Origin of the sequence: Parageobacillus toebii NBRC 107807 (assembly GCF_003688615.2) — a bacterium.
GTDB classification, from domain to species: Bacteria; Bacillota; Bacilli; order Bacillales; family Anoxybacillaceae; genus Parageobacillus_B; species Parageobacillus_B toebii.
Map to the genome: position 1 here is coordinate 2559746 of NZ_CP049703.1, position 17434 is coordinate 2577179.

General features: G+C 41.0%; 17 protein-coding genes and 2 pseudogenes. 7 read left to right on the forward strand and 12 right to left on the reverse strand.

Annotated elements, in window-relative coordinates; all coding sequences use genetic code 11:
* Window positions 1-42: 42 nt before the first annotated feature.
* The 3 genes and pseudogenes from DER53_RS12960 to DER53_RS12970 all read right to left on the reverse strand — a co-directional run.
* Window positions 43-519 (reverse strand): annotated as a pseudogene (locus DER53_RS12960) (M20/M25/M40 family metallo-hydrolase); the annotation flags it as partial.
* 401 nt (window positions 520-920) lie between these two features.
* Entirely contained in the window at window positions 921-1460 is a 540-nt protein-coding gene (locus DER53_RS12965; RefSeq protein WP_062754581.1) for an MFS transporter, read from the reverse strand.
* Entirely contained in the window at window positions 1457-2884 is a 1428-nt protein-coding gene (locus DER53_RS12970; protein ID WP_062754583.1) for an FAD-binding oxidoreductase, read from the reverse strand. The genes DER53_RS12965 and DER53_RS12970 overlap by 4 nt, the downstream gene beginning before the upstream one ends.
* A gap of 160 nt (window positions 2885-3044) precedes the next feature.
* On the opposite strand from DER53_RS12970, the gene DER53_RS12975 reads away from it, so the two are divergent.
* Together DER53_RS12975 and arsC are read left to right on the forward strand one after the other, a co-directional pair.
* On the forward strand, window positions 3045-3905 hold the full coding sequence (locus DER53_RS12975; RefSeq protein WP_062754585.1) for an oxidoreductase: 861 nt from the start codon (window positions 3045-3047) through the stop codon (window positions 3903-3905).
* A gap of 48 nt (window positions 3906-3953) precedes the next feature.
* Window positions 3954-4376 carry an arsenate reductase (thioredoxin) gene (arsC, locus tag DER53_RS12980; protein ID WP_062754587.1) on the forward strand — a complete coding sequence of 141 codons (423 nt, stop codon included), beginning with the start codon at window positions 3954-3956 and terminating at the stop codon, window positions 4374-4376.
* Between the two features lie 362 nt (window positions 4377-4738).
* On the opposite strand, the gene DER53_RS17770 is transcribed toward arsC, so the two are convergent.
* Complete coding sequence (locus DER53_RS17770) at window positions 4739-5212, reverse strand: DUF2339 domain-containing protein (RefSeq protein ID WP_062754589.1); 474 nt, start codon at window positions 5210-5212, stop codon at window positions 4739-4741.
* A 207-nt stretch (window positions 5213-5419) separates the two neighbouring features.
* Here DER53_RS17770 and DER53_RS17775 point away from each other — a divergent pair.
* Both DER53_RS17775 and DER53_RS17780 read left to right on the forward strand, forming a co-directional pair.
* A pseudogene (locus DER53_RS17775) lies at window positions 5420-5968 on the forward strand (protoglobin domain-containing protein); the annotation flags it as partial.
* A gap of 135 nt (window positions 5969-6103) precedes the next feature.
* Complete coding sequence (locus tag DER53_RS17780) at window positions 6104-6724, forward strand: methyl-accepting chemotaxis protein (protein WP_439950960.1); 621 nt, start codon at window positions 6104-6106, stop codon at window positions 6722-6724.
* Between the two features lie 435 nt (window positions 6725-7159).
* Here the strand turns inward: DER53_RS17780 and modA are convergent, their stop codons facing one another.
* Window positions 7160-7972 (reverse strand): molybdate ABC transporter substrate-binding protein, encoded by an 813-nt coding sequence (gene modA, locus DER53_RS12995; protein ID WP_062754595.1) that lies wholly within the window; start codon window positions 7970-7972, stop codon window positions 7160-7162.
* 481 nt (window positions 7973-8453) lie between these two features.
* The gene (locus DER53_RS13000; protein WP_062754597.1) at window positions 8454-9401 is read right to left on the reverse strand and encodes a helix-turn-helix transcriptional regulator; all 948 of its coding nucleotides are present in this window, start codon (window positions 9399-9401) and stop codon (window positions 8454-8456) included.
* A gap of 348 nt (window positions 9402-9749) precedes the next feature.
* Between DER53_RS13000 and modB the strand changes: the two genes are divergently transcribed.
* On the forward strand, window positions 9750-10424 hold the full coding sequence (gene modB / locus DER53_RS13005) for a molybdate ABC transporter permease subunit (protein ID WP_015863942.1): 675 nt from the start codon (window positions 9750-9752) through the stop codon (window positions 10422-10424).
* A gap of 44 nt (window positions 10425-10468) precedes the next feature.
* Complete coding sequence (locus DER53_RS13010) at window positions 10469-11098, forward strand: ATP-binding cassette domain-containing protein (protein WP_062754599.1); 630 nt, start codon at window positions 10469-10471, stop codon at window positions 11096-11098.
* A gap of 230 nt (window positions 11099-11328) precedes the next feature.
* Here the strand turns inward: DER53_RS13010 and DER53_RS13015 are convergent, their stop codons facing one another.
* From DER53_RS13015 to DER53_RS13030, 4 genes are read right to left on the reverse strand one after another with little or no spacing between them, the layout of a single operon-like run.
* Window positions 11329-12123, reverse strand: a complete 795-nt coding sequence (locus DER53_RS13015) for an ABC transporter permease (RefSeq protein ID WP_062754601.1) — start codon at window positions 12121-12123, stop codon at window positions 11329-11331.
* Window positions 12123-13061: an ABC transporter permease gene (locus tag DER53_RS13020; RefSeq protein WP_062754602.1), complete on the reverse strand. Its 939-nt coding sequence runs from the start codon at window positions 13059-13061 to the stop codon at window positions 12123-12125. The genes DER53_RS13015 and DER53_RS13020 overlap by 1 nt, the downstream gene beginning before the upstream one ends.
* Window positions 13025-14125 carry an ABC transporter ATP-binding protein gene (locus tag DER53_RS13025; RefSeq protein WP_062754603.1) on the reverse strand — a complete coding sequence of 367 codons (1101 nt, stop codon included), beginning with the start codon at window positions 14123-14125 and terminating at the stop codon, window positions 13025-13027. The genes DER53_RS13020 and DER53_RS13025 overlap by 37 nt, the downstream gene beginning before the upstream one ends.
* 19 nt (window positions 14126-14144) lie before the next feature.
* The gene (locus DER53_RS13030; RefSeq protein WP_311633802.1) at window positions 14145-15464 is read right to left on the reverse strand and encodes an extracellular solute-binding protein; all 1320 of its coding nucleotides are present in this window, start codon (window positions 15462-15464) and stop codon (window positions 14145-14147) included.
* Window positions 15465-16114: 650 nt separating this feature from the next.
* On the opposite strand from DER53_RS13030, the gene DER53_RS13040 reads away from it, so the two are divergent.
* Window positions 16115-16738 carry a LysE family translocator gene (locus DER53_RS13040; protein ID WP_062754605.1) on the forward strand — a complete coding sequence of 208 codons (624 nt, stop codon included), beginning with the start codon at window positions 16115-16117 and terminating at the stop codon, window positions 16736-16738.
* Between the two features lie 166 nt (window positions 16739-16904).
* Here the strand turns inward: DER53_RS13040 and DER53_RS17425 are convergent, their stop codons facing one another.
* Entirely contained in the window at window positions 16905-17132 is a 228-nt protein-coding gene (locus DER53_RS17425; protein ID WP_244319591.1) for an amino acid permease C-terminal domain-containing protein, read from the reverse strand.
* Between the two features lie 76 nt (window positions 17133-17208).
* Window positions 17209-17430 (reverse strand): amino acid permease, encoded by a 222-nt coding sequence (locus DER53_RS17430; protein ID WP_244319592.1) that lies wholly within the window; start codon window positions 17428-17430, stop codon window positions 17209-17211.
* Window positions 17431-17434: the final 4 nt, after the last annotated feature.

The window sequence follows — 17434 nt, forward strand, 5'->3', positions numbered from 1 at the left end:
TACAGAATTTGTAACAGAATATACTTTTCCATATTAAAGAAAAGCATCTGTTTTTTGCAGCATGATAGATTTTTCGAATTTACCTGAAAGAACTCCGGATGCCATCAATGAAGGTTCGAATCTAGCACCTTCTTCATTGGTAAAATTAACAATCATGAGTGGGATTTGTGGTTTAATATTATTTTCTAATAAAGTTCGTACCACCTCTAAACCAGCAACCACTCCTAAGACTCCATCAAACCGTCCGCCATTTTTTACAGTATCTAAATGCGAACCTATCACTATTGGCGGCCTGTTTTCAAGCCCTTCTAAAGTAGCATAAATATTCCCCATATCATCGATCTTTATGGACATACCTAATTCTTCGCAACAAGAACAAAAATAATCTCGAGCTAATTTATCCTCTTCAGACAATGATAAACGAGTTACTCCATTGTTTTCTGTACGTCCGAAATTTGCAAATTGTTCAAGCGTATTTTTTAGCCTCTCACCATTAATTAACAGTTTTTGTTGTTCCATCATGTGTACTCCCCTTTCAAATAATTTAGTAATCCCACCATATATTCGTAGCTTTTGTACAATTACTAACTAGGCAATCTAGTTTCCCAATAGTTTTTAGAACAAGCCTGTTGGAAGATTTACCGTGGAGAACGAGTTGATATTTTATGCAACATGTGTTAGCTGATGATCTCTACCAAAAAGATGTCAATAAAGCAGTTTCTGCTAAAGAAACGTTTAAAACATGGAAGAAAGTACTGCTACCACAATCCACTCGCTTTTAGTATCGCGATCAACGAATTTTGGATTATTTACATTATTGTATCAATGATGTAAATCGCTTTCATTAAACAAAAAGTAAAATATTTCTAAATTACCATCTTACATTAAGTATAATTTCCAAAAATCCTGACCATCCATCACTAATTTCTATTAACAGTGGATGTTAATTTAAGTGCGGCTGCCATATATAGCAAAGACGCGAAATAAAATAAACTCCCAATCGTTAAGAAATCGATGAGATAGCCGGTGGCAATGACGGCGATTGCTGGCCAAATCGATGTCCAAAAATGATAATAACCAATTGTTTTTCCAGCGGTAGCGGGTTCAGTGAATCTGGAAAGGCTGGTCTTTTCTGTCGTTTTTTGAACGGCACCAAGCAATCCCATCACAATCTGGATAAAGTATATTTGCCATATTTCTGTTGAAATAGGAATCAATAACATCAACCCAGCCATCCCCCATGCATATACTAACAACATTATGCGATCGCCATAACGGTCCGTGAGCTTCCCAATCCATACATGGGATAAAGCCGCTGTCAAAGCAAATAAACCATAAGCCAAGCCGAATTGCGAATAGCTATCACCGATATTTCGAATAAATAATAAGTAAAATGGAAACACAATGCTGCCTGCTGTCATAACGAAACTTTGCGCTGCTACAAATCGTTGATAATTCATTTTCCATACTCCTTGTAGAAGAGATTGACGAAAACCTCGTCGGGATCATATTGGCGTTTTTTTTCAAAAAACTCTTTGGCTCTTGGATAGGCTCTATGCAGTTGTTCTTTCGTTGGATACGGATGATAAGGGAGATAATAAGAACCTCGGTGATCTAAAGTAACATCAATCATCTTCCTCAAGACCTTTTGCGTCTTTTCTACTTCTTTTGCGCTTCGCCCCTGATTGATTAAGAGCACTAAGGCAAACATGTCTTCTTTCGCATACGAAAGAACCGCTTGCTTGTCTTCTTCCACATACCGTATGGTGATATTCAATAAATTCAAGTCCTCTCTTTTCAGAAGTTTCCGTAAATCATCGATATAAGAAGCGAATTCATCAACAGGAACAAAATATTCTTGAAGGATTTCTGTTCTGTTCGGGTTTTCATACTCCATGAATTGGCTTTCGGAGCGCATCACGTTATTTCTAGTAATGAGGTCGCCATTTTTGCTTTGGAAATAAGCAAGCTGTGTATCCCAGAGTATTTGCTTCCCCCAATCACTGTATCGTGATAATCCTAACAAAAATTTCGGCAAGGCAATGATCGTTTCTTTTTTCAATGGTTGATATTTTTCACGAAGGGATTGGTCTTCATACAATAAATAATTGGTCACATACATTTCTTTTAAGAAAGACTCAGGAGCAGCGGAAATGCGAGCCATATGCATCCGAATGGCAGGATTGGCTCGTACTTTCTCTTTAAAATAAGAGGCATAATCTTTGTAATCTATTTTATGGGTATACATTTGGTAAAGCTCGTCATCTGTCAATTTCAGTGTAACATCTAAAATAATCCCAAATAACCCATAGCCACCGATGACAAGATTAAATAGTTCCGGATGTTGCGTTCGGCTTACTTCAATAATAGAACCATCGGCCTGCAGCAAACGGAATGATTCCACAGAATCCAACAAAGAGCCATAGCGAATATCTCGACCGTGGACATTCACACTCAATGAACCGCCAACGGTGAAAATATTTTGCGATTGCATGACTCGTATCGCCAAACCATCAGGATTTATGTGTTGTTGGATTTTTTCCCAAGTAATTCCGCTTTGAACGCGTATCATTTTTGCTTCTGGGTGATATGCTAAGATTTTATCGTACGATTTCATGTCAATCACGATCCCACCGGGGTAATAGGTATGTCCGCCCTGGCTGTGCTGCATGCCAGCCACAGAAATTTTTTCTCCTTGTTTGGCAGCCGCTTGAATCCATTCTTGAAGAGACCGTTCATCAGTAGCCGAGCGAATTTGTTTAATCGAAGTTGGCAGCAATTTTCCCGAATCCTCGACTATCAGTGGAAGTTGTGTGTAGCGGTATACCGAAAAAGAAAAGCCAAGGATATAAACGACTACCAATATAATCCAAGATCTGTTCATCCGAACCACCTCTCTATTTGCATCGCTTCTCTTACTGAAGATACAGTTCGACCATTCGCATACAATTATCCTTCTTGAAACAAATTTCGCAAAATTTATTCCATTATTTTTATGATACAATTTCAATAGTTAGAAATAGTTAATAGCTGGAGGGAATCTTGTGGATCAGACTTCTGACAAACAACCGGTTGCGTTTGTTACAGGAGCTTCAAGCGGCTTTGGTTTGCTGACAAGTGTGGTACTTGCCGGCGAAGGCTATCGCGTGCTGGCTTCAATGAGAAACCTGAATAACAAAGGACGGCTGGAAGCGGCAGCTAAAGAAGCGGGTGTAACAGATCGAATTGAGATTGTCCAATTGGATGTGACCGATTTTTCCGCCGTGGAAACGGTGATTCAGGATGTGATTCGCCGCTACGGACGAATTGATCTGTTGGTGAACAATGCGGGTTATGCAGCGGGCGGCTTCACGGAGGAACTTGCTGTTGAAGAATGGGGGCGGCAATTTGAAACTAATTTTTTCGGCTTGGTGGCAGTAACGAAAGCTGTTTTGCCGTCGATGCGGAAACGCAGAAGCGGCAAGATTGTGAATATAAGCAGCATCAGCGGACGGATCGGCTTCCCTTCTATGGGACCTTATGTGGCATCCAAGTTTGCGGTGGAAGGATTCAGCGAGTCTTTGCGTTTAGAGATGCTGCCGTATGGCGTTCATGTAGTTTTGATTGAGCCGGGGTCCTATAAAACAGATATCTGGTCAAAAGGGTTGGGAGCGGTAACGATCCATCCGAATTCTCCTTATGCGAAAGAGATGAAGGCGATTTTGAAATATGTCAATCAGGTTGCCGACACGGCACCTGCTCCGGATGAAGTGATCCGACAGATTGTGCAAGTGGCGAAGTCTCCCTATCCGAAATTGCGGTATCCGGTTGGCAAAGGCGTGAAATTAGGAATTGTCTTGAAACATGTGCTGCCGTGGAAGTGGTGGGAGCGGATGATGACAAAACGGCTTTGGGAGGGAAAGTGATGCTGAGATTTTAGTTCAAAAACCACTCACATGAAAGAGGGATCAAAAATGGACAAAAAACTCGTTTACTTCTTATGTACAGGTAACTCCTGCCGCTCTCAAATGGCGGAAGGTTTTCTAAAAGCTTTAGGCGGAGATCAATATGAAGTCAAAAGTGCTGGTCTTGAAGCCCACGGTTTAAATCCCCGTGCTGTTCAAGTAATGAAAGAAGCAGGGGTAGATATTAGTCACCATACTTCTGACGTGATTGACCCAGAAATTTTAAGCAAAGCTGATTACATTATTACTTTGTGCGGTCACGCCAACGACAACTGCCCGGTGGTACGTAATGACAAAGCGGAAAGATGGCATTGGGGCTTTGACGATCCGGCAAAAGCCACGGGAACCGAAGAAGAAATTATGGCGAAGTTCCGTGAAGTTCGCGACTCCATAAAAAAACGCATTGAACAATTCGTTAAAGAAGGCCAATAATAAGAAGTTTATTCAATGCTTAAACAAAACCTTTAAGAAACAAAGGGAAACAGGGTTCCTTTTGGAATCCCCGTTTCCCATTTCTACATTTCTATTTACTCACAGCAGTTAGCATCGTTCTTTGAGCGTTAACGGCTTAATTGCACAAAGATTTAATTTGGAACGATTTAGTCTCCTTTTTTCCTTGCCAATTTAGAAAAGAATGCAATCCTATAGATCTTTTTAATTGTGGGTGTAGAATTGGTACAATCGCTACATCCCCTGCTCCAAATTGTGCAATGTTTTTTTGGTTCATCTCATGATAGTCATTATCTTGTTCGTTTAACACTTGTGTACCGAAATCGATACACAAGGCTTTGACGTTACTTTTTCACGTAGAATAAGCGGGATACCAATAGTCCGATTGTACCTAAACCAATAAATAAGACTGTTCTCACAATAATCGTAACAAACTGAAGATCCACTAACACAATCTTACAAAGAGTGAGCAACAGAAGGATAATTCCGACTAAACGGATATTTTTCTTCCCTTTCACTACCCCAAAGACTACACCTGCTACCGCGTATAAGGCCCAAGCAAAGGATAATGTCATCATCTGCATACTAATAGACCAATTTTCTGTGATGACGCTAGTAATAGAAGAAAGGAAGACAAGGTGTATAAGCGCATTTACCCCTAACATGAGACCGCGTAAAACTTTGTGGGTTGCGTGATGAAGATTTACTAAGCGATAAAGCGCATATAAAGAACCGATTAAGAAAAGCCAACATAGCGTTTCTATACTTAGAATTTCTCTAATTTTCTGATCTGCAATAGTGATAAGCGCCCCTATCACATATTTTCAAGCATTTTCAAACGATAACGGATTCCTTGCTTCTTCAACTTTTCTGCACCCTTAGCCAACTATGAACGGGCTTCACCACAGATGATGAAAATTAAAATGTTATTGTAATAGAATTAATTTTTTATTCTACTTCTACTTTTTTACAATATTCGTTAAAATAAAGTTGTCGAAATTTAGAAGAAAAAGGAGAGGCTTCTAATGAATCTTTCTTTCTGGATTAAAAAAGAAACCAAGCCACCTCACAAGGTTGCTACCGCGCTTCAAACCGAGCCCACACCTGTTCGCGTGAAAGACGCATCGATTAACAGGCAATTGGAAATGATCGAGCTCACGCATCGCGATTTAGCCATATTAACCCAGTTAAAACCATGGGTGGAAGAAAAAATCGATTGGATTGTCGGGCGCTTTTACGAGACGTTAGAAAAAGAACCATCTTTATTTGAAATTATTCATCGGCATAGTTCCGTTGAACGTCTAAAAAAGACCCTTACTATTCATGTGATTGAAATGTTTGACGGACGCATTGATGAAGCGTTTATCGAAAAGCGTACGCGCATTGCGGTCACACATTTAAAGATTGAACTGTTGCCAAAATGGTATATGTGCGCGTTTCAGCAGCTTCAGTTGTCGATTTTGGAAGCAATCGCTTCACATATAGACGATCCTTTGTTATTAATTGAATCAGTAAAATCGGTCACAAAAATATTAAGCTTTGAACAACAGCTTGTTTTAGAACAATACTGGCAAGCGCATGAAGAAGTCCGAATGCAGATGTATCAAGTAAAAAATGATCTCAAATTGCAATTACAAGAGACAGCGCAACAACTTTCTGACATATCCGAAGAGGTCCATGCTTCGGTTTCTGAATTGACAACGGAAGCGATGAATATTTTGCAATCTACTGAAGAAGCTGTTTCCATTTCGAAAAAAAGTGAACATCATTCTGCCGAGGGGCAGGACAAATTGCAAAAACAACTTTCTGACATTCACCATATTCAAGAAATGATGAAAAATATCCAAATAGAAATTCAAAGCTTACAACAGTCAGCCCGTGATATCGAAAGAATCAACAGCATCGTGACAAAGATCGCCGATCAAACAAACATGCTTTCGTTAAACGCTTCGATTGAAGCGGCGCGTGCGGGAGAACACGGAAAAGGGTTTGCCGTTGTTGCTAATGAAGTGCGAAAACTTGCCTTCCAAACAAAAGAATCTCTCGCTGATGTAACAAACATTTTAAATGAATTGAATAAAAAAGTAGAAGCTACTTCTGAATCGATGAATTCAGTCCATACCTTTATTGATCGTGGGACAACCGATATGGAGAGAATCTATCAGTTTTTTGAAACATTATCACAGTCGCTCCAGCAAATTCGCACCCAAAACAATCAAATTAACGAAAAGATGAAACGATACGTCGATGTTATTGCGGATATTAATGATGCCACCAACAATGTTGCTACGTCGGCTGAGAGATTAGAGCAATTAACAAACGGCTTATAATGAACAAAGCCTTTGTTGCTTGAACAAGCGGCAGAGGAATTTCTAAATTACCAGACGTAATTTCTACATATGGGTATCTTCAATTGTGGTTCATCACTAATGTACTTGTCAAACTATTGATTTGATGTCATATGGTTGCCACTTGTTATTCGTAATCCAAGGAATTAGTATATTTTGCAGAAAGCCAAGTACATCTTTTGGCAAAGAGCCACATATAAGGTTATTTTGAGGGATAAGCACACAAAAAAGAGAAGGCTGGCACAAGTCCTTCTCTTTTTTCAAAAAACATTTAGCCAACACTTCTGAGTTTTCCTTCAGAACACAACCATCCATCAACACGGATCAGAAATAGCATTTGCACTGAGATATATAAGTGTTTTTTACGAATCTACTACAAGTTGGCGTAAGGGTTCCAAAGTTCTTGTGTTATATCACTTATTTCAAAATCTTAAATCCATATTTCTCAAAGACTTGGAGGGAATCTTTCGTCTGTAGGTATTGATAGAAATCTTTAGCCTCTGTTTTATGCTTCGTATCCTTAATGATACCAACCGGATAAATAATAGGATCATGCATATTAGCGGCTGCTGTGTCGACCATTTTTACCTTATCAGATATTTGTGCATCGGTTTTGAATACAATTCCTGCATCCACGGTATTTGCTTCTACATACGATAATACTTGACGCACATCCTTTGTGTATACGATTTTCCCTTTTACTTTTGTCCAAAGATTTAGATTGGTCAGGGTTTGTTTCCCGTACTGACCTGCCGGAGTAGTTTCAGGATTCCCGATCGCAAATTGCTTTACGCTGTTGTCTGCCAAAGACTGAAATCCCTTTACTGTGTCTGCTTTGTCTTTTGGAACAATTAGAACGAGTTCATTTCCTAACAAGTTCTTACTCTCTTCCTTGTTAATCAATCCTTTGTCTACGAGAGGACGAAATTTATTTTCAGCAGCCGAGAAAAATAGGTCTACTGGCGCCCCTTGCTCGATTTGCTGTTGTAATGCACCAGAACTTCCAAAGTTAAATGATAGTTTTATATTTTCGTGTTCTTTTTCATACTTTTTCTGAATTTCCGTTAGGGCATCTTGTAAACTTGCGGCTGCTGAGATGGTTAATGTTACTGTCTGTTTTGCCTCTGCCTCCTTCGATTCCTGTTTTTCTTCTTGTTTCGTACAACCGAAAATAAAGAGGAGTGAAGCACACAAAAACACACTCATGATGATGCGGATAGAATGCTTCATGCTTTCTGCCCCTTCCTTTCTTTTGAATTTTATAAATTATACGAATTATTACAAACTTATTATAATTATTTATAACTAGTTTGTACAGTATATAATTACTATTATTTATAATTAATTTATATAAGATATAATTATATAGAACTATGAAGTATCTCACAGTTATTTGGATAGATCCAACACAATGAAAAAAGCGCTCTATGTGGCGCTTTTTTCAGCTGTCGTTCTCCAGATCATACCTCCTTTTCAATAAAAGATTATTTTTTCGCTTATGCCCCACCCTGCATATCCCTTGATCAGGTTGGGTGAGCTACTAATGATCAAAAAAGCAATAGGAAAGCATAGCTACTTTTATTTCTTAGTCTTTTTACATACGAAAGAGATCTTTTGTGAAGTTGAAAAACAAAAGCCAAAGGTTTTTCTCTATTTTTAAGAAAAAACCTCTGGCTTTTTAATCAATTTCACTCTACTAGCTAGCTTTGTTTCAGTTTTCATAAACCACCTGTCCAGTTTGGGATAAATCATAACCACCTAGTGCTTTTAAATCGTTTTTAAAGTTATCAGATCTTAAAATTTGCAGGACTTGACTAATTAATTCTCTATTCTCATCGTTCTTTAAAATCACCAAATCATACCTTTCGTTAACTAGCGGAATGAAATCAACATCTTTTACTAAGTCTGCAGCTTTTTCAATTCCTACTCCGACATCGGCATCCCCTTTAGCGACAGCGCTTGCGACGCTTACATGATTGGTTACCTCATTGTCATAACCATTAATTTCAGATATAGGTATGCGATACTTTCTCAAACTTTCATCTAGTAAAACTCGTGCACCTGACCCTTTTTCCCGGTTCACGATTTTAATATCTTTTCTTCTTAAATCCTCCCAATGCTTTATATTCAATGGATTTCCTTTTTTAACATAAAAGCCTGCCTTCCTTGTTAGTAAATGAATCACGATATACTGAAAATTAACTAATATCTTGCTTATATATGGAACATTATATTCACCTGAAATTCCTTCGATTAAATGGGTGCTTACAATGTCTGAATATCCTTGATACATTGAAATTAGACTTTCTAAGCTTCCAACATAAGAACGTAATGGCCGGAACCTTTTCGAGGATTTTTCTAGGTAGTTAGCCAAAATATCTAAACTTATGTCTTGGCCGCTGATGATCAATTGCCTAACTTGCGAATACCCTTGTGCTCCACTCGTTGTTTCTTTGCTTAATAACTGTGAGGAGCTTGGCTGTAACTCTCCTTTTGACCTTTTTATATACTCTTCTAGATCGGAAGGATCAATTCTCATTTGCCGTCCGACACGATAAGCGGGTAATAACCCTTTTTTCACTAAATCATATACGGTTAGTTTTGAAACCTTTAATATGTTTGCGACTTCCTCGGTTGTATAAGAATGATTTTTTTCCATACTACTTACTCCTTCATTAGAAAATTTCGTTATAAGTAATTAAATTTAATTTTATATAATGTATTGATAACCTCCATATCATGATTTATATTTAATTATAAATAAAATTAATTATATTTCTATTAAGAACTGGTTATGTATGAAATAGTTTATATTTAACCTTATTATATCATGTTTTGTTCGGCTCTTTGTTGTATATAATTCATTGTCTACACAGAAACACCTCAACGTTTGTATGTTGATTCTTATTTTATCATTGCTTCTGTTCCAAAGTTAATATAAGCAATAATTAAATATAACCATTTATAATGAAAAATAACCAATTTTACGAAAAGGTGAATGGCAAATATGAATTACTCTCCACTTATACTCTCTTTTAAAACTGCTACCATCTCAACGCTTATCGTATTTATTGCCGGGGTTGTGTTGGCACGATTGATCGGCCGTAGTTCCTTTCGAGGGAAAAGTATTATAGAAGCGATTATTTTACTGCCGCTCGTGCTCCCGCCTACAGTTGTAGGTTTTGGTTTATTGTATGTATTCGGTAAAAACGGCTTTATTGGTCGATTACTGCTCGACTGGTTTGATTTCCAGATTGTTTTCACTTGGTATGGTGTTCTGATCGCAGCAATAGTCGTATCCTTTCCTTTAATGTACCAAAGTGCAGCTGCAGCGTTCCAGCAGTATGACCCAAATATTGAAAATGCCGCTTATACGATGGGAGCATCTAAATGGAGAGTGTTTTGGACGATATCATTTCCACTTGCATGGCCAGGACTGTTATCTGGTTTAGTTTTATCCTTTGCACGAGCGTTAGGAGAATTCGGTGCCACCCTCATGATCGCCGGCTATATTCCGAATGTCACCGACACCATTCCTCTAGCCATCTATTTTGCAGTGGAGTCAGGTAATATGGAGGTGGCAAAATTTTGGGTGATCATTATCATCGCCCTTGGCTTTAGCGCTATTTTATGGCTTAATTGGTGGAGCAAAAAGAACATGATGAAGCATGTACACAAATGAAATCAATATATACAGCTTATTGTGTGTGTAAAGGAGTTTTTCTTATGCTTATCGTTGACATCCAAAAAAAGCTTTCCCATTTTGAATTAAATGTCAAATTTTCGGTAGCCAATGAGATTGTTGTTCTTTTTGGCCCTTCTGGTTCTGGAAAAACGACAATCTTAAATTGTATTGCTGGAATAAGCAAACCTACTGCTGGCATAATCCGATTAAATGACACCATTTTATTTGAAAATAAAAAGGTATTTGTTCCTATACAAAAAAGAAATATCGGCTATGTATTTCAGGATTATGCGCTTTTTCCCCATATGACCGTTTGGAAAAATATCGCTTATGGCATGAAAAACGAAAGCTTTGCAAAAGAATTAATGAAAGAGCTGCGAATTGAACACCTTAGAGACAAATATCCATCTGAAATTTCAGGCGGGGAAAAACAACGGGTAGCCATTGCACGAGCGATTGCAACCGAGCCGGATGCCTTACTTTTAGATGAGCCATTTTCTGCTTTAGATGATCAAACACGGGCGAAAGGCCATGAGGAGTTATTACGTATCCATAAACTTTGGCGCATTCCAATTATATTAGTAACACATCATCATGAGGAAGCAAAAAAATTAGGGAATCGAATTTTATATTTACACGAAGGAAAAATTCATGACAATGAAGAGATGTAAAATTGGTCGATGATTTCACGTTTAGTCCACTCCTCATACACTTCTTCATCACGTCTAATTTATATTTACTGTAAAGTTTTTCTGATTTTTTCATAAAAAATATCCCCTTATAGTAAACAGTACATCACTTTCTGTCTACTATGGGGATAAATATCATTACTACCCTTCCCTTGTTTCAATCATCTAATAATTCCGGCAGTTTCATACAAATACCTTCCAGCCATTGTCGATTAATGGGTGCTTCCCAACAGGCGTCCGACGCCGTGAATTTTCTCAAGAATCAGGATCAGCACCACCGAAATCAGAATCACAACACTTGATACAGAAGCGACGATTGGACTGTACGCATCCTGCATGTTCGAAAAAATCTCAAGCGGTAGTGTTCGCATATCGGAAGATACCATAAACAGCGAGACAGTTACGTTATCGAACGAAGTCAAAAAGGAAAACAGAGCCCCAGACAGAATTGCAGGCCGGATCAGCGGCAGCGTCACCCGCCAGAAAACGGTGACCGGACTGGCGCCGAGAATCGCTGCCGCCCGTTCCAACGTGTAATCAAAACCGCTCAGTCCGGTCAGCACAAACCGGATCACATACGGTACGCAGATGATAATATGTGCGATCAAAAATCCGGTCGGCGTCCCCGCCAGCAGCATCGGTGTGAAGTAAATCAATAAGGCGACCCCCAATACCAATTGCGGTACCGTCAACGGGGCGGTCAGCAACGATACTAGGTAACTTTTTCCTGGAATGTCATACTTAGCAATTGCCAGCGCACCGAGAGTGCCCAGCAAGACGGAAAAGAACGCTGTCAGAAAAGCAAACTTGGCGCTGTTCCAGAAAGCCTCGACAAACTCAGGCCGTTCCAGCAATTTCACATACCACTGCAGCGAAAATCCATGTGGTGGAAAGCTCGGATAGCTTGCGCTTGTAAAAGAAGCCGGAATCGTGACAAGCAACGGGATCAGGATATAAATCAGGCTGACTATAGCCACCGCAACCCTGATTTTTCCGGAAATTTTCATTAGCGAAACACCTCCCGGTACCGTCCTCTTTCCATCATCCTCGTAAAAATCGTGACGATTGCCAACGTGATGCCGAGCAATACATACGAGACGGCAGACCCGTACGTCCAGCGCAACAGGTGAATGATCTGGTCATATGCCACTACCGGCAGCATCGGCACATTCGCTCCCCCCATCAGAGCTGGGGTTACGTAAGCGCTCATCGACATGCTGAACACCAGCACCATCCCGGACACAATACCAGGCAGGCTGAGCGGCAGAGTGATCGATAGAAACGAACGGAACGGGCTGGCTCCGAGAATGGCAGCCGCTTTTTCGAGAGACGGATCAATGTTATACAAACTGGTAGCAATGGACAAAATCATAAACGGCATATACGCATTCGACAAACCGATGACAACCCCTGCTTCCGAAAACAAAAGTTTCAGTGGCGACTCGGTGATGCCAAGGCCTGTCAACAGTTGATTGACCGTGCCGTTGGGCAACAGAAGCAAATACCAGCCAAAATTGCGAACCACGATGCTGATCAAAAGCGGCGATGCCACCAACAGGGTCAGCAATCCCCGGACGCGTGGAGAGCATTTTGCCATCGTCAGCGCCACTGGATAACCAAGCAGTAACGACACGATTACCGTGTACAGGCTCACTTTGATCGTCAGCCAGAGAGAATGCAAGTAATAGGAATCGGTGAAAAACCGGACATAGTTGTCAATGCTGTAAACCGCATTTGTCCCGCTCAGTCTTTCCGTGTCAATAAAGCTTAGATACAGGATATAAAGCATCGGAACCACAAAGAAACCGATAATAAACAGCAACAATGGCAGTAACAGCAGTACGGCGGCCAGATGTTTTTTCCAATTCCTGCGTTTTCCCAATACAGCCGGCTGCAACCGCAAGCTGGCTATTTCTTGACGATCATCATGTCTGACGGGTTCCATCCGACCATCACCTCAGTTCCTATCGTCCAGCCTGCTTCGATTGAGGGATGCAACACCTGCATCCGTTCACCTAGCAGTGACACTTCAATTTCCCAAGCAGAACCTAGATAATTCATCTGGACAATGGTAGCAGTGTGTGAATTGTAGTTGGAAGTCGGATTTTCCAACGGCTGGATCATCAACTTTTCTGGGCGGATATAGAGCTTGACCGCATCCCCCACCGTACAGGTGCGATCCGATCCCATCACATTCTCCGCTTCGACCAGTACCTGCCCCCCGTCCGATAGTTCCACTCTGATCATTCGGCTGTCGAGCGATTTGACCCTGCCATGTAATTGGTTTGATTTTCCGATAAATTGAAAGACAAATTCGGTGCGCGGATGGGCATAGATTTCAGTCGGCGTTCCGACTTGTTCAATTTTCCCCTTGTTCATCACGACGATCCGATCGGACATAGAGAGCGCTTCCTCCTGGTCATGAGTGACAAAAATCGTGGTGACACCCACTTCTTTTTGCAATCGTTTGATCTCTATCCGCAATTCATGACGCAACTTGGCGTCAAGATTGCTCAATGGTTCATCGAGCAACAACAGTTTCGGTTGCACCACCAGCGCCCGGGCGATGGCAACGCGTTGCCGCTGACCGCCGGACAGTTCGCGTGGATAACGTTCTTCCAGTCCAGTCATTTTCACCAGTTCCAGCGCTTTCTGGATGCGCCGTTTTTTCTCGTCTTCCGGCACTTTGCGCAGAGACAGGCCAAAATCGAGATTTTCATACACAGTCATATGTGGGAACAATGAATACGTCTGGAACACCATTCCCAAATCGCGCTTGTAGGCGGGAACGTCATTCACCCGCCGCCCTTTGATAAATACATCCCCCTGATCGATGTCGAGAAAACCGGCAATCACGTTGAGCGTTGACGTTTTGCCGCAACCGGAAGGGCCAAGCAAGGTGAGCAATTCACCTTGCTTGACCTCTAGATCGATACCGTCTAGGATCACGTTTCGGCCGATTCGTTTGTAAACGCCGCGTATTTCCACGTCATTCGTCAACGCCTGCATCTTTCCGCCTCCTATCCCCCTATTTTTTCACTTTTTTGCCAAGTTCCGGTGTGACTTCTTTAGTCCATCTGTCCGTCCATTGCGCCCGAATCTCGGACAGTTTCTTCACATCTGGACGGAAGACAGGATCGCTGTCTTTCAAGCCGATCGATGCTTCATATTTAGGAGCCGCTTTCATTCCTTTCAGAACCGGATAGAACCCTCTTTCCGCAATCTGCTTTTGCGACTCTTCGCTAATCAGAAAATTGATAAAATCCATCGCCGCTTTTTTATGAGGGGCATTTTTCACAACCGTCGCACTGAACGCTTGCAACGGCGCCCCTTCTTTCGGGATCACCATTTTCAACGGTACACCGGAATCGATCAGTTCGGCGATCGCATAGCTGCCCATCACCGTTACGTCGGCTGCCCCCTGTTGCATAGCCGGCATCATCTGGGTGGAGTTTTTGTAGAACGTATCCGAATACCTGGCGAGTTCTTTCGCCTTTTTCAAACCAGGTTCCAGATTGTCAAGGCTGCCGCCGTTCGCGTTCGCAAGGTTATAGAGCAGAGCGAATCCCCAGTCGTTGGCGATGTCGGCGAACGCCGTCTTTCCTTTGTAATCGGGACGAATCAGATCGTTCCAAGACGTTATCGGCGCCCAGCCGTTCTTCTCAAAGGTTTTCGTATTGTATGCAGGTGCGATTACCAATCCGAATACGGGAACTCCGATATTATCCACTGCGACAAACCGCGGGTCAACCTTAGACATGTTGGGGATCGCCGCTGGATCCAATTGCCCAGTCAATCCTTTATCGGCCGCTCGCTGCACGTCAATCGGTACGTAAAACGCAACGTCATATTGAGGAGCGTTTTTCTGCAATTCGACTTTTGACAGGATTTCACCCGACAACCCTGGCACAAAGTTCACCTTGATCCCGTATTTTTCTTCAAATTTTGGCGCAATCACTTCACGAATCGCCTTTTCAATCTTTCCGCCGTTCCCGGCAACCGTAATCTCCTTCACATTGTCTGACGACTTGTTGGCCGGTTTCGCTTCACCGGGCGGTTTCGCATTGGGAACTCCACACCCGGCCAGTGCCGCCATCACCATCATGAGTCCAATCATGATCCATCGTTTCATGACACAACCCCCATTTTTTACTCTTTTAGCTTCAATAGTTTTTTTATGCACAAATGTGCCTTCACCATTCCACGTTTCGATGATCCGAGCAGCCGCCAGCATGCTCAACGTATCACGGATACTAGAGCGACCGACGCCAAACATATCGCTCCATTCCTTTTCCGAAGGTAGTTTGCTGTCTGACGGAAGCTCATCCTGTTCGATTAATCGCTTAATTTCTTTCGACTATCTCTTCCGGATACTTTTTTCGACGAAATGGGCTTCACTTCTCGCATGGCAACCTCCTTTCCTGCAAGGTGAGCGGGCTTCTGACAAAACCGGCTGGGAGCGGCTGTTGGATCCGCAGTCCGCCTCTCTGAAAGCGATTGCAGAAAACCGATCATCGTTTCCGTAGCGCCGCTTTTCAGCCGCGAAAATCAGCCGGCGCATTCAGTCGGCAGTGTGGCCGCCCCAAATCAGCAACACCCTTTCGTCAATCAGAAATGCGGATGATGCAGCATGTTGCCCATTAGCGATCTGTTATCAGACAACCTAATATCCGTATATTTATATTTCTGTCAAACATCCGATATCACTTTTTAATTCTGAAAATTCAATAAATTATTAAAATTACGTCGTATATGCGGCAATAGCGGCTGAAAAATCCATAAGTCTTAATAAAAAGAATTTATTAACTTTCTTACAGAAAAGAATTCATTCGCCACGCATTGTTTTTATTTTTAGAAATAGTATTGTGTTTGAATTCATCGAAAATGCAGATATAAACATATAAAAAAATAAATTCTAAGTATACTGCTTATGATTGAATTCTGCACCATTCGCTAGTTTGTTAAATGGTGTCCACTTATCTAAGAGAGGTGTTCTAAATGGATTTCGGACTAGTTATGTCCTTTTTAGGTGTGGCGATATTGCTGACATTAATGCCTGGACCAGATATTCTGTTTGTGATTACCCAAAGTATTTCACAGGACAAAAAAGCGGGAGTCGCAACGGCACTGGGACTTTGTTCAGGCCTTATTGTACATATCACGGCTGCAGCACTTGGGATTTCCGCAATCATTTATCAATCCGCTTTGGCTTTTACCGTTGTAAAATATATGGGTGCAGCTTATTTGCTGTATTTAGCATGGCAATCATTTAAGGAAAAAGAAACAGGCTTTACGATTAACCATCACAAGCCTTTAAAGTATAAATCTTTGTATAAAAAAGGAATTTTCATGAATCTGCTTAATCCAAAAGTATCCTTGTTCTTTTTAGCATTGTTACCTCAATTTGTGAATAAATCGATGGGACACATTGCGTTACAGATGTTGATTTTGGGGATTATTTTTCTGGTTCAGGCTTTAGTGATTTTTGTTGCTGTCAGCGTATTTTCCGAGAAGCTGCGCCATGTCCTGCTTGCTAATTCGTTCATCGCAAAGCGAATGAACATTATAAAAGGTTTGTTATTAGGGCTTATTGGTACACAGATGGCGCTTAGTGAAAAGTGAAATCGTTAGAGTGCTATAATAGGCTCTGTTCGTATTATGAAGCAGCCAGATATCTTCTTTTTAATGGAATAAAATAGGCTTTAGACAAATGTCTGAAGTCTATTTTTTCAATAGCCTGAATTGTCATTAGGCTAGAGAGAAACAAATTAGAAAAACTAATGTTTTTTTAAGAAGCTTCTTTCTGTTGTACATTACCTGAATTTTCTGCTAAGTTACTTTTTCTTTTGCTGTAAAACACATAAATAACAAGGCCTATAATCATCCAAACTATAAAACGAATCCAAGTAATCGGAGGAAGAATGGATAATAAGGTAGATGGAAAATCCAACTCCATCAAAGGAACAACCGGAACAAACGGCGTTCTAAATTTTCTTTCAAATTCCGGCCGTTTCACTCGCAGCACCATGATGGATGAACAAATTAAGATAAACGCTGACAACGTCCCGATGTTAACTAGTTCAGCTACTTCACTAATAGGGGTAACCCCTGAAACAAGCGCGGTAATAACACCAATAATTAAGGTTGGACAATAAGGTGTTTTTATATTTGTACACCTTCATAAACCATTTTGGCAATAAACCGTCGCGGCTCATGGCAAACCATATGCGCGACCCCGCAAGCATAAAAGAAAATAAAACAGACAGAATACCCGCAATGGCAGAAGCTGAAATGAATAACGTGATCCATTTCAATCCG